At 45.1% G+C, this 16,071-nt stretch carries 13 protein-coding genes; 4 read left to right on the top strand and 9 right to left on the bottom strand.

Going from position 1 to position 16,071, the window contains the following annotated elements:
- The first annotated feature begins 113 nt into the window (after positions 1 to 113).
- Together VYM24_RS04410 and VYM24_RS04405 are read left to right on the top strand one after the other, a co-directional pair.
- Positions 114 to 554 carry a hypothetical protein gene (locus VYM24_RS04410; RefSeq protein WP_330941553.1) on the top strand — a complete coding sequence of 147 codons (441 nt, stop codon included), beginning with the start codon at positions 114 to 116 and terminating at the stop codon, positions 552 to 554.
- On the top strand, positions 551 to 718 hold the full coding sequence (locus tag VYM24_RS04405) for a hypothetical protein (RefSeq protein WP_330941552.1): 168 nt from the start codon (positions 551 to 553) through the stop codon (positions 716 to 718). The genes VYM24_RS04410 and VYM24_RS04405 overlap by 4 nt, the downstream gene beginning before the upstream one ends.
- A 252-nt stretch (positions 719 to 970) precedes the next feature.
- On the opposite strand, the gene VYM24_RS04400 is transcribed toward VYM24_RS04405, so the two are convergent.
- The 8 genes from VYM24_RS04400 to VYM24_RS04365 form a co-directional block, all read right to left on the bottom strand.
- On the bottom strand, positions 971 to 1,645 hold the full coding sequence (locus VYM24_RS04400; RefSeq protein WP_330941551.1) for a GDSL-type esterase/lipase family protein: 675 nt from the start codon (positions 1,643 to 1,645) through the stop codon (positions 971 to 973).
- Positions 1,646 to 1,775: 130 nt separating this feature from the next.
- Positions 1,776 to 2,210, bottom strand: a complete 435-nt coding sequence (locus VYM24_RS04395; protein WP_277112216.1) for a hypothetical protein — start codon at positions 2,208 to 2,210, stop codon at positions 1,776 to 1,778.
- 37 nt (positions 2,211 to 2,247) lie between these two features.
- On the bottom strand, positions 2,248 to 3,945 hold the full coding sequence (locus tag VYM24_RS04390; RefSeq protein WP_330941550.1) for a RagB/SusD family nutrient uptake outer membrane protein: 1,698 nt from the start codon (positions 3,943 to 3,945) through the stop codon (positions 2,248 to 2,250).
- A gap of 25 nt (positions 3,946 to 3,970) precedes the next feature.
- Complete coding sequence (locus VYM24_RS04385) at positions 3,971 to 7,042, bottom strand: SusC/RagA family TonB-linked outer membrane protein (protein WP_330941549.1); 3,072 nt, start codon at positions 7,040 to 7,042, stop codon at positions 3,971 to 3,973.
- Positions 7,043 to 7,452: 410 nt separating this feature from the next.
- Positions 7,453 to 9,435: a DEAD/DEAH box helicase gene (locus tag VYM24_RS04380; protein WP_291553556.1), complete on the bottom strand. Its 1,983-nt coding sequence runs from the start codon at positions 9,433 to 9,435 to the stop codon at positions 7,453 to 7,455.
- A 107-nt stretch (positions 9,436 to 9,542) separates the two neighbouring features.
- Complete coding sequence (locus VYM24_RS04375) at positions 9,543 to 10,610, bottom strand: tyrosine-protein phosphatase (protein ID WP_330941548.1); 1,068 nt, start codon at positions 10,608 to 10,610, stop codon at positions 9,543 to 9,545.
- Positions 10,611 to 10,795: 185 nt separating this feature from the next.
- Positions 10,796 to 11,725, bottom strand: a complete 930-nt coding sequence (locus tag VYM24_RS04370) for a carbohydrate kinase family protein (protein WP_330941547.1) — start codon at positions 11,723 to 11,725, stop codon at positions 10,796 to 10,798.
- Entirely contained in the window at positions 11,713 to 12,318 is a 606-nt protein-coding gene (locus VYM24_RS04365; RefSeq protein ID WP_022208190.1) for a KpsF/GutQ family sugar-phosphate isomerase, read from the bottom strand. Before VYM24_RS04365 ends, VYM24_RS04370 begins: the two co-directional genes overlap by 13 nt.
- 155 nt (positions 12,319 to 12,473) lie before the next feature.
- Here VYM24_RS04365 and VYM24_RS04360 point away from each other — a divergent pair, with 155 nt between their 5' ends.
- On the top strand, positions 12,474 to 13,721 hold the full coding sequence (locus tag VYM24_RS04360; protein WP_330941546.1) for a M16 family metallopeptidase: 1,248 nt from the start codon (positions 12,474 to 12,476) through the stop codon (positions 13,719 to 13,721).
- Positions 13,722 to 13,725: 4 nt separating this feature from the next.
- On the opposite strand, the gene VYM24_RS04355 is transcribed toward VYM24_RS04360, so the two are convergent.
- Positions 13,726 to 14,631, bottom strand: coding sequence for an alkaline phosphatase family protein (locus tag VYM24_RS04355; protein ID WP_291553549.1), 906 nt, complete (start codon positions 14,629 to 14,631; stop codon positions 13,726 to 13,728).
- 193 nt (positions 14,632 to 14,824) lie between these two features.
- On the opposite strand from VYM24_RS04355, the gene VYM24_RS04350 reads away from it, so the two are divergent.
- Complete coding sequence (locus VYM24_RS04350; RefSeq protein WP_425286631.1) at positions 14,825 to 15,964, top strand: AAA family ATPase; 1,140 nt, start codon at positions 14,825 to 14,827, stop codon at positions 15,962 to 15,964.
- Positions 15,965 to 16,071: the final 107 nt, after the last annotated feature.

The raw sequence follows: 16,071 nt of genomic DNA, 5'->3' as shown, positions 1-16,071 counted from the left end.
TCAGAATAGCAGATAAGTGCTTCCGGTGGATGTTGCATCCACCGGAACTTTCAATACAATTAATTATTTAAAGAACAGATAGCAAGAAAAAAAATAAGTTCATAAAAAGAATCTTGTTATTAGTCGTTTTTATAATACTAAGCATAACAGGACAAGCACAGTCAGCTGATGAAATCAGACGTCCCAGTGCGAATGCCCAGCAGTTTACGGCTATTGCATCAACAAGTGTGGGATTACATACCGGACAGATGTCTGCAAATATTCCCTTGTTTACTTTGTCGGGAAAAGGTGTCGATATCCCTGTTTCCCTCGCATTTAGCGGAGCGGAAATCACCCATCAATCGGAAGCTTCGCCCGTAGGATTGGGATGGTCATTATTGGCGGGCGGTGTGATAAGTGTAACAATACGCGATAAGGAGGATATACAAACAACTTCCAAGGAAAATATTCCCTGGCAGTATGATCGTGACTATCTTACAAGAAAATGGGAAGAACAGAGCAAAAACAGTACAATTCTGTCAGTCCTTATGCATATTGCGGGAATAACCCCGTGAACCGCATAGATCCGGACGGGGCGGACTGGTACGAAGATAAACAGGGGAATCTGTATTGGCAGGAAGGGCGTGAATACTTAGATGGTTATACTCATATAGGTTCTCAGGTTTCTATCCAGTTGGGGAAGATTCTTATTTCAGCGCCTACCAGAATGCGGGAATAATGGCAAATCAGGTTATAAGTGCTTTTGACTTGATAGCCATGATTCCCAAGCTATAGAACCAGTTGCTTGGCAGCAACAGTCCATTATTCGTCAACAATGCCAAGACAAAATATGTTAGTTAGAGATTATGTGAAAACATTAGGTTATGATGAACAATATAAGAAACTGTTTAAAATTTATCCAAAAAATGAGCCATACAAAGAGTTATTCTTCTTTTAACCAAGTCTATAGTTGTCGTAATCATTGCAGTTTCTATTCTGTACACCGAGTTACATTTCTTGTCAATGCCTTGCATATTTCTCTGGCAATGATACGTGCTCCTTTCTCATTCGGATGAATGTTATCGAAAAAGGCGTCAGGAATATCCTGGGTGGGTGTATGTAAATCTATGGTTTCTGCATCATTTTGTTTTGCCACTTTGTCTATCATCGGAATAAGTTCGTTTACAAGTATCTCTTCGCGCTCACGGAACCGTTCGGAATAGATTGCCACCGGGTAACAAAGGTAAACTTTCACTTCCGGATTTCTCTTTTTGAAAGCATGTATCAGTATGTTCATGTCATTCATGTAATCATTTTTATATTTCCAATAAGGGGGATTGGTGTCGTTGGTGCCCAGTTTCACGATTAATATGTCCGGGCGGTAGTCCAAAGCTTTTTCAAATGCCTTTTCTTTCATATACGATTGCCCTTTCTGTACCATCGTCCTACCACTCACGCCGAAATTACGTACTTCATATTCTTTCCCTAACATTCGTGCCAGTACCATCGGGTAACTGTCGTGGTTGCGGTCGTGAAGCCCTACACCTGCGGTTATGCTGTTGCCTACGCATGCTACCTTCTGTGGAGAAGCCGTTTGTGCCATCAGCGGAAGAGATATCACCGGAAATAGCAAGAATAAAAGAAAATGCATAAATTCGGATTTCATCCGGTTCGATAAATTTATCATAAGTAGAGAATAAGTGGGTTATCTATAAAGTATATAAATTTGCGGACGGCACAGGTTGGGGCTATACTGTTGCATAATGAAGCCTGTGTCATCCGCATTTTTCCGGTTTCTACTCTGTTTCTACTGTCACCTTATATTTCAGTACATTCTTTCCGCTCTGCGAGGTAACCGTAAACTCACGTGGAGAGCTAAGATCCATCAGTGTCCCCATAACGGGAGAGATCTTGGCGTAGGAAGATTGCGATGACAGGGTAGCCGTGAGTATCAGGCATGACAGATCGGTTCCGGACTTCACTGTCAGTATGATTTCAGGCATTGCATTTGCCTCCTTGAAACGTTCGATACCATCGTTACCTACTTGGGTAGCTGGAATGTTTTTGGATTTCAGTACACTTTTCATATCTTTATCATACACGTTCATGTTAGAGATGAAAGCTTGGTCAGAAGCCTCACCGATTTCGTGTGTCACATCATCATAATCGTAACATGCGCCTGCTAGTAATGAAAGCAAAACCAGCAGTATATGGAAACTATATTTTTTCATTTTCTTCTTTCATTAAAATTCAATATATAATTTTACTTTACCATTCAGGATTCTGAATTAAAGCCGGATTCTTAGTCAGCTCGCTGTAAGGGATCGGCATCCAATACATATAATCTTCGAAGACGCAACTGAAGTTTTCTCCACCCAGAAACTTGTCTATGTCCATTTCAGGGTCATACTTCCAAATGTAGTTACCTTCTTCATCTGTCAGCGGTTTGCCGTCCGCATCTCGTTTGGCAGTGATTCTCATTCCATGCATGCGCTTGCCATGCATCACCTCTTTTGCTATTTTCCAGCGACGGATATCGAAATAACGATGTTGTTCGAAACACAATTCTACGCGACGTTCGTTGTAGATAAGTTTGCGGACTTCCTCTTTATCTGTTGCATCGTCCAGGATATCTTTGACATCTGTAGTGATGCCTGCCCGATGGCGCACCGCATCCAATGCTTCAAATACATCATCGTTGGGACCTTCGTATTCATTCAGTGCTTCTGCATAGTTCAGCAGTACTTCCGCATAGCGGATTTCAATAAAACTTTGGTCACAACCCGTTTGGCGGTCGTATAAGGTGTTTTTTTCGTTAATACCCTTACGGATATAATACCCGGTATGTGAGCAGAATGATGTGCCGCACGCATCCACAAAGCCTAGATCTGCACCCTCTACCGAGCAGTTCTGCAGACGTCCGCAGTAGTCACTCAGATGATAGACAATGTCTGCATAGAAGCGTTTGTCACGTCCGGCATACGGGTTCTGGTCATCGTATCCCGAACCTTCCTGATGAGGCAACAGACCGTTTGTCATTGGGAAAGCATCTACCATCTCCTGTGTCGGATTAGTCTTGGTACCCACATTGTGAGCAATGGAGAGAGGCTTGTGCATTCCGTCCCAGCCATGTTCCTTGAATCCCAGCAGATATTGTTTCTCGAAGATGGTTTCACGGTTGTCACGGGTCAGCCAAATATTGAGATCTTCAGACAATTCGTAGTCGCCGGCTTTTGCCAGTTTGATGACTTCGTAGGCTGCATCTGCTGCATCTTTCCAACGCTGGATCTTGTTTTCGGAGTTGAACAGCGGACTTGCCCAATAGAGCAGTACCCGGGAGCGTAATGCCCAGGCGGCACCCAACGTGGCGCGTCCGGCTTCTGTTGCATTTCTGCGGGGTAAATTGGTAATGGCTGTCTGGAGGTCTTTCAAGATAAACTCAAAGGTCTCATCTATTGTGGCGCGAGGAACAAACAAATTGTCCTCCAGTCCTTGGGGTTTATCTATGAGAGGTACTCCTCCATAGCGTTTCACCATGTCGAAATAGAGCAATGCACGGAGAAACTTAGCCTCCCCCAAATAGGCTTTCCGGGTGTCTTCGTTGAATGTGGCTTTCGTCTCCAGTCCGTAGATGTATTCATTGGCTTTCCGTACCTGAGTATACACCCAAAAGCCCATCCAGTTGCCCAAAGATGTAGAGGAAGTCCATGCTCCTCGCAGTACATCATCGGCTCCGGTTTTGGCATGTCCGTTGCGCCCCTCATCGGTAATATTGTTCAGGAAAGGGTTATTGCTGGCTTCATAACCAGGACGGTCGGCATACAATTCGTTCAGGAATTGCTTGGCAAGCGCTGCGTCTTCCCAAACAAATGTTTCACTCATACTTGACAAATCCTTGACGTCAAGCATGTCTGCGCAGGAGGTGCAGAGGAAACCTGCAAACAGCGATAAAAATATATATTTCATTCTATTCATAATTGCAAAGGATTAATTAAAATGTTATAGATGCACCGATATTGAAAGTTCTCTGTTGAGGATAGTAAGATCCGCTTCCTTCTGTCATTTCAGGGTCAAAGTGTTTGAGTTTCGACCAAGTCAGCAGATTGGTTCCGGAGACATAGACTCTCAACTTCTGAATTCCAGATTTGGCTATTCCCGGAACCGTATATCCTACTTCGAGTGATTTCAGACGTAAGTATCCCGCTTCTTTCAGCCAGAAAGAAGAGTCTCTGTTGTTGTTCGAGTTTGCTCCGAGCCATGCTCTTGGGTATTCTGCATTTCTGTTTTCCGGAGTCCAGTAATCGGTCATGAAGGCATAGTTGTTGGAGTATCCTCCGTTAGTGAAGAAGTTACGTGCTTCATCTTTCAGCATCACATTGACTTTGGCGGCTCCTTGCAACAATGCGGAAATGTCGAATCCGTTCCAGTCTGCATTCAAGAACAGACCATAGGTAAGTTTCGGTGTCTCATGGTTGTATGACAGGATAGTCTTGTCATAGTCGTTTACTACACCATCGCCATTCAGGTCGGCATAGCGGATATCACCTACCGTCACAGTCTTGTCGTTGTATTGCAAGGGTGCGTTGGCCACTTCCTCTTCCGTTTGGAAAATTCCCATAGCAACCAGTCCCGTGCGGTAGTCCAGCGGATAGCCGATGTATCGTTCGTAAGGGGCGGCATTGGCGGCTTCGTCCAATACTACTGCTTTGTTGTTGGCGAAAGCCACATTACCCCGTACTCCGTAATTTACTTTACCCACACGGTTGTGATGGCTCAGAATCAGTTCGAAGCCTTGGTTGTCGACACGTGCATAATTTTCGTGCGGAAGGCTTCTGCCAAAGGTTCCGGGGATGGAGCGTACACGGCTTCTGAGGATATCCACCGTTTTCTTCCGGAAATAGTCGAATTCCACTCCGAGCTTGCCGTTCCACAGGACAGCGTCCAGACCGAGGTTCATTACTTTGGCCTTTTCCCAGGTGATGTCATAGTTTGGATAAGTTCCGTATAGGATAGACTGTTGATGTTTTCCGTCGAAGATGGCACCATACGCATTGGCTTTCGTGGTGTAGGTGTACTTGTCGAGATATTGGAAAGCAGTCACCCGGTCATTTCCCACCAGTCCGTAAGAACCGCGCAGTTTCAGTTGGTCTACGAAGACAAGGTTCATGTTTTTCCAGAACTCTTCTTCGGACAGTCGCCATCCCAGTGAGAAAGCAGGGAAAAATCCGAAACGCTTTCCTTTCGGGAAGTTGGCCGAACCATCATAACGAGCTGAAACTTCTACTAAATAGCGTTCGGCATAGTTGTAGTTGATACGACCCACGTAGCCCAAACGTGCATCTTCGCCGCCGGTTCCGGTAGTAGACATTTCTTCCGTTCCACCGGCAAACAACTGGTCGATTGCATTGGAGCTGTATTTTGTGCGATAGCCTTCGAGGTTGTCCTTATTGCTGACAAAACCTTCGGTCAACAGTAGCACGTTTATATCGTGCTTTCCGAATTTCTGTGCATAGTTCAGGCTGAGGTTGTAGGTAATCTCCTGCGACTGTCCGAAGTACTCTTTCAAGGAAGTTTCCAGCCCGTCGGCACCGTTTACCTTTGTTCCTGTAACCTCATTGTTGTCATTGAAGTCATACGTGGTATAGGGAACGCTGAAAGTTTTCTGAAAATCGTAGTATTTTCTGTACGAAGCAAGTCCGGAGACAGAAAGGCCTTTTAGTACAAAAGGCAATTCATGCTTGAAAGAGACCGTGCTATAAAAGTTGTTATAGTCGTGATTGTTATACCCTTTTGTTTTCAACATTTCCCCCGGATGCTCTCCGGTTGTGTTGATAGGCAGTCCGGTGGTTTGGTTATAGGCGGTCAGAAACGGGCGCTGCTGGATGATGTTGTCGAATATCTTGCCTTCCGAGTAGTCTCTTGCCTTTGCTTTGCTTAGGTAAGCATCTACGTTAACGCTGATTGTCAGGTATTTCGTTATGGTGGCATCTACGTTGGAACGGAAATTATAACGGGTATATCCGCTACCGTGGAACATGCCTTCCTGATCGGTATATCCCAAAGAGAAGAAATACTTTACGGCATCTGTTCCGCCATTTACGGTCAAATTGTGTGCCTGCTGGAAAGAGAAATCCTGCATACAGAGTTTCCACCAGTCTGTACCTACCGATCCATCTGCATACGATGCTAACTGCTCGTTGGTGAAATAGCGTGGGTCGGTATCTTTTATGCCCATGTTCTGTAAGCCGTTGTTGTAGGTGGAAGCATATTCGTAGGCATTCATTAATCTCGGAAAGCGTGTAGGCTGCGTCATTCCGATGCGGCCATTGTAGGAGAAACGGGGCTTGCCCGACATACCGCGTTTGGTGGTCACCAGAATGACTCCATTGGCTGCGCGGGCACCATAGATGGCTCCGGCTGAGGCGTCTTTCAGAATGGTGATGTTTTCCACCTCGTTGGCGTCAAGGTCTTTGAAGTCTCTGACAATACCATCTACTACTGTTAGCACTGAATTGTTTCCCCATGTACTTTTACCGCGGATCGATATAGAGGCCGAGGAACCTGGCTTACCGGTATTGTTGGTTGCGATTAGTCCCGGTAGCATACCAGCCAAAGAGTTTGCAATGCTGGTGTTAGGCATAGAAGCGAGTTGCTTGCTGTCCATTGTTGCTACGGCTCCGGTCAGATTGGCACGTTTTTGTGTACCATATCCTACTACGACCACTTCTTCCAGTTGTTCCAAGTCTTCCTGCATGACTACCTTCATCATGCTATTTGTTACTGCCGGAATTTCCTGTTCCTTATATCCTATAAAAGAAAAACGGAGTATGGCACCCTGTTTTACGTTCAACCGGAAGCTACCGTCCAGTCCTGTCACCACTCCATTGGTGGTTCCTTTTTCTACCACTGATACTCCTGTCATTGGTTCACCTGTGACATCCGTCACATTTCCTGTTACGTGATTTCCCGCTTGGGCCCATACACTCAATGTGCTTGCCAGAAACATGGCTGACATTATCAGTTGCCTTAAAAGCGGTACTGACATTCTTGTTGTGTCTTTCATGTAAAACATAATTTTAATTTAGAAATAATATTTGTCGAGGCAAATATATCCGTATTATGTTTCAGATATTATAAAAATTGTTTCAGGCATTGTAAAAATCCTCTCATAGTGGTCTCGTAGTGTTTTTTGAGACGGAGCAAAAGGAAAAAAGAGACTGGAGTGATAATGAAGAAAAGAGGAATAGGGAGTAGATGAGATTGTTATCTGAGTTTTTTGTCTTCCTGGAAGTCTGAATAAGTTACATGATGATGCTGGGAGGGAATACTGTTGGATCCGCCCGTTCCTGTTTGTAGATATCTGTAATGTAGCCCTACAAAAGGGATGATCCGGAATTCAAAAATAGATAAGAACATTGGATTGGATGTTCAGGGATTTCACCGGCCTGTGAAGGTCGGTGAAATCTTGTGTTATCATTTCTTTTTAGGTGCCCGTCTTGCCCAGCCTTCTTCGCTGAAATCGGGTTCTTTATCACGGAACTCCTTATTGTCGCCTTGAAAGAACTGTCTCCAATCGTCTTTCTTACCGCGGGCGCTGGTATAGCCACGTTCTTCGCGGCTTGGTTTGCTTTTCTTTTTATCAGCCGGAGCACTTTCAGATTTACTTCTACTTTTTCTGGGGGCATCGCTACGTTTTCCAGATGCATCACTGCGCTTTTCGTCTTTGAAGCTGCGCTTCTTGCCGTCAAACTCTTTCTTGCCGTAGCTGCTGCCACCTTCGCTCTTACGTCTGCCTTTGGGAGCTTCTTTGCCTTCTTCACCGGCAATTTCTACAGACACTTTGCGACCGTTCCAGTTCGCACGGTTCAGGGCTTTCACTACGTTACCTGCCTCTTTCTCGTCTACTTCGAAGAATGAGAAGTTCTTCATCAGGTCAATACGTCCCAGCTCTATGCGTCCGCGGGTATTACCGTTCAGCAGCCCTATCAGTTCATTTGGGAAGAAATTATCCATCTTACCCAGATTGATGAACAGGCGGGTGAATCCCGGATCAGCTTTGCGGCTGCCGCTTCTGCGATCACCGGTGCGTTCGCTGCCGCCTCTGCTGTTGCGTTCGCCACGGCTGTCGGTAGGCATTTCTATTTCTTCGCGGTTGCGGTAATATTCTGAGAAGCGGTTGAATTCATGAGAAACCATGCGCTTGATCAGGTCTTCTTTGCTCAACCAGTCCAACTTACGGTATATTTCAGGCATGAAGTCGGCCATATCTTCCTCGTTCACCTTCACCTTTTCCAGATCATCGATCACTTTCAGAAGCTGTTTCTCGCAGATTTGCTTACCGGTAGGCATTTCACCGGCAATAAACTTCTTGCTGATGATCCGTTCTATTTCACGCATTTTGCCTTTTTCGCGCAGGTTGATGATGGCGATGGAAGTACCCGTCTTTCCGGCACGTCCCGTACGTCCGCTGCGGTGGGTGTAACTTTCGGTATCATCCGGCAAACCATAATTGATGACATGTGTCAGGTCGTCCACATCCAGTCCGCGGGCGGCAACGTCCGTGGCAACCAGGATTTGCAGGTTGCGGATACGGAATTTCTGCATAACGGCATCACGTTGTGCTTGGCTTAATTCTCCGTGCAGTGAATCAGCGTTATAACCGTCCTGCATCAGTTTGTCGGCAATCTCCTGCGTCTCTTTTCGTGTACGGCAGAAAATGATGCCGTATATTTGCGGATAGTAGTCTACGATGCGTTTCAGGGCAGCGTATTTATCTTTGGCATGAACGGTGAAAACCACATGCTTCACATTGCTTGTGCTTTCATTTTTCCGTCCGATGGTGATTTCTTTGGCGTCACGCAGATACTTCTTTGAAATACGTGCGATCTCCGGGCTCATAGTGGCGGAGAATAACAGGGTGTTACGCTCTTGCGGTACATCGGCAAGAATGGCGTTGATGCTGTCCGTGAATCCCATATTCAGCATTTCGTCAGCCTCGTCCATTACTACGTTCTGGATGGTGGTGAGGGATACAGTTTTGCGTTCCATCAAGTCGAGCAAGCGTCCCGGGGTGGCGACAATGATATGTACACCCTGTTTCAGGGCGCGTATCTGGCTGTCTATGGATGAACCGCCATATACAGGCAATACCCGCAATCCGGTGATGTATTTGGAATAATCATTCAGATCACCTGCAATCTGCAAGCAAAGTTCGCGTGTAGGGCAAAGTATAAGGGATTGTGGAATCCGGTTCTTTACATTAATTTTCTGGATAAGTGGTAAGCCGAATGCGGCGGTTTTCCCCGTTCCTGTTTGTGCAAGTGCTACAACATCATTATTTTCTCCTAAAAGGTAAGGAATCACTTCCTCTTGTACCGGCATGGGACACTCATATCCCATTTCTTCAATGGCGCGGCGTATCTCCGGCGACAGACCGAGCTCTTCAAAATTCTTCATTAAATCTTTGTATATCTTTATATTCGGGCACAAAGATAGAACAAATTTAGTGATTAGTGATTAGTTATCAACGATAAAATTGAATAACAGGGCTATTTTTTTTATTACTAATCGTTTTTTATCAGAAGAATGCTTTGCAGCTTCTTTATTTCTTCTTTGGTGAGTCCGATAGCTCTTTGCAGATACGTGTCTACATCACCGTACCGACGCTCTATTCCCTCCTTGGCGGCGTTCAGGAAATCTTCCCTTGCCGAATAGATGGTCGTAATGGCCTCTTGCGAGCGTGCTGGCAGGTTGTAGGCATAACTGGAAGCGCTGGGAATGTTGAAGTAATCGTTACTTAGGCGGTAATCTTCCATAATGATGTCGCTGTTCACGCCAAGGGAGGCGAGGATCAGTGCTGAAGCAATGCCGGTGCGTCCTTTGCCGGAGGAGCAATGGATAACGACAGGATAATTGGCGCTGTTCAGCAGGATGTCAAATATCTGGCGATATTCTTTATGATAGTTCATTACCAATTCACGGTTCATCCGTTCCACCATCCGGTAGACGGTGTCGCTTTTTATCTTCTGCTCCTGAATGCCTTTCAGGATATCTTCCATATCTCCTGTTTTTATAGGGACATGTATTACATTAAATCCTTGTTGCGGTGGAGTGTGACCTTTTAACTCCGATTCTGAGCGCAGATCGATGATGGTCTTGATGCCTATATTCTTCAGTTCCCTGCGTGAGTAGCATTCCAGACTGTCTATCTGTGCAGAACGATAGAGCATGCCCCAACGCACCCTCTTTTTGGTAGGGTATGACGGATACCCACCCATATCACGGAAGTTTTGTATGCCGGGGATATTGACATTGCGGGTGGCAATCTTTACGCGATATTTATCATTAAATACCAGGGTGTAGTAATAACGCCTGGTAGGGTCTGTGGTGACAATCGTCATTCGCTGATCGGAAATGTTTGCTATGGCTACCGGAGAATCCTCGGGAATATTGTTCGGGTCAGTCGAAGCATATACCTTTACGTTCCCTTTGATGAGAGGCGCTATTTCCCATTTGACAATACTGTTCCCGACGTTATTTTCTTCGCAAACAATGGAAATATGAGGAGCTGTGCCGCTACAAGCCGGTAGCAGCAATACACATGTTAGCAAGTTCAACAGATTTCTATACATAGTTTTTTTGTCTGAGCATATATATGCAAAGATAATGCAAACCGAGAGCAGAATAAAATGAACTTGTTCATTTTTTATGCCGAGGTGCAGCTTATCTTCGCTTTGTTGCAAAGATATGTATTCTGATGACTTTTGTTATTCCAGGGCACAGAGTTTCACAGAGTTTTTTCTCCTTTAACGGGGATTTAGTTAACGGGAGGCAACTGCTTGGCAAATTCCGGTGATATAGAGTTGTTGAAACTCCGGCATACATCTGCCGCAAACTCGATGCCGCAACAGATAATCTTGTCCCAGGTGTCCTCGTTTATCTGTCCTAAATCGCAGTAACGCACGTCGTACTTCAATAAACCATAAATAATACCGGCATTAAAGTTATCGCCTGCGCCAATAGTGCTGACTGCTTCCAATGGGGGAATAGAATACTCTTTGGTGATGCTATTGGTGCGTAGTGAGATTTCTTTGGCTCCGGCAGTACAAAGGAAGTTAGGGCAATAAAAACGAATTTTGTCTTTATATACCTTGTCCACTTCTCTTTGATTGTACATATAGAAAAAGTCTTCTATAGATCCGCGCACAATGTTGGCATATTCCAGATTTTCGATGATGGTGGACGTCAACTTGATAGCCTCGCTTTTGTGTGACGACCGGAAGTTGGGGTCGTAGTACACGATTGCTTTCTTCTCACGTGCCTGCTCCAATAAATCCAGAACTTTTTCGCGCAGCACTGGATTCAGGGCAAAATAGGAGCCGAAAACCACGATGTCATCTTCTTCCAGTTTTGGGAAAACCACATCCAGCCGTTGCTTGGGATAATCTTTGTAGAAGATGTATTCCGCATCACCATTCTCGTTAAGATAGGCCAGTGATACTGGGGATTTTCCATCGGGAAATACGTTGACATAGTCAGTAGACATGCCGCTATCCCGCATGGATTGCAGGATTGTATTACCTACCCGGTCGTTTCCTGTCTCACTGATAAAGCTGACGGGAACGCCTGCCCGTGCCAATGACACGACGCCATTGAATACTGAACCGCCCGGTACGGCAGCTGTCGGCTGACCGTTGCGGAAAATGATGTCAAGAATCGTTTCTCCTATACCAATTACTTTTCGCATAATTTTCTTGATTTTTCACCCAAATAGCCACCGTGATGGCGTTTGGAGTAGTCTCCAATAGTAAATCCTGTCTGTTTCATGACTTGTACCACAAGGATGTCGCCGATAACGGTCATCACAGTGGTCGAAGTGGTGGGAGTCATACCTAAAGCACAGACTTCCTTTGGTTTTCCTGTGCTGAGGCATACATCGGACTCGTGTGCCAACGGACTATCCGGATTTCCGGTAATAACAATAAACTTGAGGTCTGGGTTCAGATTATGAGCCAATTGTGTAAGTTCAACGATTTCACGCGTCTTACCGGAATTGGAAATCAGCAACAGCAGGTCGTTCTCCTGCAAGATGCCCAAGTCTCCGTGTTGTGCTTCGCTGGGGTGCAGAAATACGGAAGGAATTCCTGTGGAACAGAATGTCGTAGCAATATTCATGGCAATCTGTCCGGCTTTTCCCATACCTGAGGTCACCAGTTTTCCTTTCCGCCGGTGAATCTGTTCCACGATAAGTTCTACCGCACGCTCGTAAGCGTCTGTCACGGGGATGTTCAGTACGGCTTGTGCCTCTTTCTGCAAAAGCTCTTGAATGGATTCAATCATTATACTATTTTTGTTAGTAGTTAGGTTATAGCCTACAAATATCTGCAATTTTCCATAAATGGCAATAAGTTTTATTGTATTTTTGCTTTGCGAAGATAAGGGGACCTCGTCAAATTGCGCTATCTTTGCGCCCTCAATTAGTTTCAAACGTCAGAATGAAGAAGTTAGCACTATTACCCTTGCTGGGACACCATCAATATACTCTTGCCAATGGTTTGCGCATTATTCACCAACCGTCATTTTCCGATGTGGCTTACTGTGGTTTTGCAGTTGATGCCGGAACCCGTGATGAACTGGAGAATGAACAGGGCATGGCGCATTTTGTGGAACATCTTATTTTTAAGGGTACTCAGAAGCGGAAAGCCTGGCATATACTCAACCGTATGGAGAATGTGGGCGGTGACCTGAATGCTTATACCAACAAGGAGGAAACAGTGATCTACTCTGCTTTTCTTACCGAACATTTCGGCCGTGCGTTCGAGTTACTGGCGGATATTGTCTTTCACTCTACTTTTCCGCAACGTGAGATTGAGAAGGAAACGGAAGTGATTATTGATGAGATCCAATCTTATGAAGACACCCCTTCCGAACTTATTTTCGATGATTTTGAGGATTTAATCTTCCGAGGACATCCGTTGGGACGCAATATCCTGGGGAATCCTGAGCTGCTGAAAACCTTTCACAGCGAAGATGCCGCTGCGTTTACTTCCCGTTTCTATCATCCGGGGAATATGGTGTTCTTTGTGTGGGGAAACCTGTATTTCAAGCAAATCATCCGTTGGGCAGAGAAGCTGCTTGCTGATGTTCCGGCGGTGACGGTGGATAACCGTCGTACTCCGCCGCCTCTTTATACGCCCGAAAAACTGGTGGTGCATAAGGATACGCATCAGGCTCATGTGATGATAGGCAGCCGTGGCTATAATGCGTACGATGACAAGCGCACCGCGCTCTATCTATTGAATAATATTCTTGGCGGGCCCGGCATGAACAGTCGCTTGAATGTTTCCTTGCGTGAACGTCGTGGCCTTGTCTATAATGTAGAGTCTAACCTGACTTCTTATACGGATACTGGGGTTTTCTGCACTTATTTTGGTTGCGATCCCGATGATGTGGATACTTGTATGCGTTTGGTGATGAAAGAACTTAAAAATCTGCGTGATACAAAGATGACTTCGCTACAACTCGCAGCTGCGAAGAAGCAACTCATCGGACAAATAGGTGTGGCTTCAGATAATAATGAGAACAATGCTCTCGGCATGGCGAAGACTTTCCTGCACTATAATAAGTATGAAAGCTCCGAAGCAGTTTATCAACGTATTGAACAAATTACTCCGGAGATTTTGCTGGAAGTGGCGAATGAGATGTTTGCAGAAGATTATCTGTCGACGTTAATTTATCGCTGATTTTTTATTTGAATACTTGCTTCATGGGCCTGCCTATCCAAACTTGCGGTTGTTCCAGTCCGAAGATATAGGCAATGGTGGAAGCAACATCATATTGCATCATGCTTTCTTGAAATTCACCGCTTGTCTTCACATTTTTACCGGAAATGATGAAAGGTGTCTGCATTTCATTCATGGTTTTGCCGCCATGTCCTTTCTCAATGCCTCCGTGGTCGGAAGTGACAATGAAAATGGTTTCTTTCAAGATACCGGCATCTTTTACGGCTTGAATGATGCGGGTAACGTAAGCATCCAGTTCTTTTAGTTTGGCATAATATTCGGGAGTATCATGTCCGGCCTGGTGTCCTACATGATCGGGATTATCAAAACAGACGGCAAGCAGGGTTGGTCTTTTCTCTTTGATATATGTTTCTGCCATTGTGCACAGAGCTTCGGGATATTTGTTATAATCGGGCGCCTGCTTGTAGTGACTTAATGCGAGGGTGTCTACCAGATATTTAATACCATCCCATTCGTATAGGCAACCGATTTCTGCTTTGGGTTGTGCATCACGCAATAGCTGAAAAATAGTAGGGAAAATACCATGCTGATTGAGTATCCGTGAAGGAAGCTCAGGCGTTTTGGAACCCCATTGCGTATATCCGTGCAATTCGGGTCCGGCACCCATGAACATGGAAGCCCAGTTGATGGCGCTGGAAGAGGGGAGGGCCGAACGTTTTTCAAGCGTATAGGCTCCGTCTGCCATCAATTGTTTAATAGTAGGTATATCAGCTTTGGGAACGCTGTAGGCACCCCAACCATCCAAACCGATTAATACGACATGTTTTGCTTTTCCCTTGGCATTGCAAGGAGTGGTAATCAATAGCGCTGTCATAATGGAGAGCGCCAATGTAATGGTAAATTTCTTCATGTTTTTCCGTTTTTTACGTTAACTGATGGCAAAGTTACGGAATTTATTACGGTGCACCTGCCGGTTTTATACGGGAAAGGTGGCTCTATTGTCCATGTAGTAACTTTCCGCATTTCCAAAAGTTTCGTAGCAAGTTAGAATGATTATTACGAATATAATTATTATATTTGCAATAATCTAAAGCAGAATAATCATGAAGAGTATACAAGTGAATCCCTTTATCATAGGTGCCTATGCCGGCAGTCATTACTTTTGCGACCGTGAGCGGGAAACCGATGAACTGGTCCAAGATTTGACGAATGGACGTAATGTAGTATTGATTGCCCAAAGACGTATGGGAAAGACCGGATTGATACTACATACTTTCCATCAGGAGAAAATCAGTAAACATTATAATGTTTTCTTTATAGATATCTTTGCGACGGCCTCTATCCGTGAATTTGTATATGCTTTCGTCAATGCCATTATTGACCAGTTGAAGCCGCGTGGCAGGAAGTTTCTGGATCGTTTTTTGCAAACCATAACTTCTTTGCGCCCTGCTGTGAAAATAGATGCTCTGACCGGTGAACCTACGCTGGAAATAGGTTTGGGTAGTGTGACTTCTGTCGATACTACTTTAGATGAAATCTTTGCGTATCTGAATACTGCCGATAAACCCTGTATTGTTGCGTTTGACGAGTTTCAGCAAATAAACCATTATGCGGAAAAGAATATGGAGGCCCTGCTGCGTACACAGATACAACATTGCCCGAACGCACGTTTCATCTTTGCCGGTAGCGAGCCCAGCTTGCTGTTGGATATGTTTAACAGTGCCAACCGTCCTTTCTATCAGAGCACCTTTACTTTGCATCTTGAGAGTATACCTTTGGATAAATATATAGAATTTGCCCAAATGCATTTTCGTGAGTATGGAAAAGTTTTAGATGCCGGTTTGGTGGAAGTGATATATCTGAGTTTTGAAGGCATCACTCTTTACCTGCAAATGCTGATGAATGAGGTGTTCCTGCTGACGGAAAAGGGAGGGACGGCTACATCGGCTTATTTCGAAATGGCTCTGGCTTCCCTTATCAGAAAACAAAATTTCATCTATCAGTCCATCTTTGCGGATTTAACGGAGCGCCAGCGTGAGATACTCCGTGCGATAGCTGCCGAAAATGTTGCTGCCAATGTGACTTCCGGTGAGTTTGTGCGAAGATATCATCTGAAATCACCCAGTTCCGTACAGTCTGCCCTGAAAGGGCTTTCCGGTAAGGGTATGGTAGGTAAGACCCTTGACGGGTACGTTATTAATGATCGGCTGTTTAGGTTTTGGATAAAGCGGAATCCGATCTGATGAAGTACATAAGGCGGAAGCCTCCTGGTCCGGTGCAGGTAGGGCTGTTTTGTCTACTGTTACCGTCAGGCGAATGCTATTGGCCACGCAACTCCCGTCGGCGCTGC

This window comes from Bacteroides sp. MSB163, assembly GCF_036416795.1.
Taxonomy (GTDB): domain Bacteria; phylum Bacteroidota; class Bacteroidia; order Bacteroidales; family Bacteroidaceae; genus Bacteroides; species Bacteroides maternus.
The sequence above is the reverse complement of the archived record's forward strand: the minus strand, read 5'-3'. Positions and strand labels throughout refer to the sequence as shown.

Excerpts from the sequence above, each read along its gene's own strand:
- VYM24_RS04400 (WP_330941551.1), bottom strand. The coding sequence starts at position 1,645 with ATGAAATCCGAATTTATGCATTTTCTTTTATTCTTGCTATTTCCGGTG.
- VYM24_RS04395 (WP_277112216.1), bottom strand. The coding sequence starts at position 2,210 with ATGAAAAAATATAGTTTCCATATACTGCTGGTTTTGCTTTCATTACTA.
- VYM24_RS04390 (WP_330941550.1), bottom strand. The coding sequence starts at position 3,945 with ATGAAATATATATTTTTATCGCTGTTTGCAGGTTTCCTCTGCACCTCC.
- VYM24_RS04385 (WP_330941549.1), bottom strand. The coding sequence starts at position 7,042 with ATGAAAGACACAACAAGAATGTCAGTACCGCTTTTAAGGCAACTGATA.
- VYM24_RS04380 (WP_291553556.1), bottom strand. The coding sequence starts at position 9,435 with ATGAAGAATTTTGAAGAGCTCGGTCTGTCGCCGGAGATACGCCGCGCC.
- VYM24_RS04375 (WP_330941548.1), bottom strand. The coding sequence starts at position 10,610 with ATGTATAGAAATCTGTTGAACTTGCTAACATGTGTATTGCTGCTACCG.
- VYM24_RS04370 (WP_330941547.1), bottom strand. The coding sequence starts at position 11,725 with ATGCGAAAAGTAATTGGTATAGGAGAAACGATTCTTGACATCATTTTC.
- VYM24_RS04365 (WP_022208190.1), bottom strand. The coding sequence starts at position 12,318 with ATGATTGAATCCATTCAAGAGCTTTTGCAGAAAGAGGCACAAGCCGTA.
- VYM24_RS04360 (WP_330941546.1), top strand. The coding sequence starts at position 12,474 with ATGAAGAAGTTAGCACTATTACCCTTGCTGGGACACCATCAATATACT.
- VYM24_RS04355 (WP_291553549.1), bottom strand. The coding sequence starts at position 14,631 with ATGAAGAAATTTACCATTACATTGGCGCTCTCCATTATGACAGCGCTA.
- VYM24_RS04350 (WP_425286631.1), top strand. The coding sequence starts at position 14,825 with ATGAAGAGTATACAAGTGAATCCCTTTATCATAGGTGCCTATGCCGGC.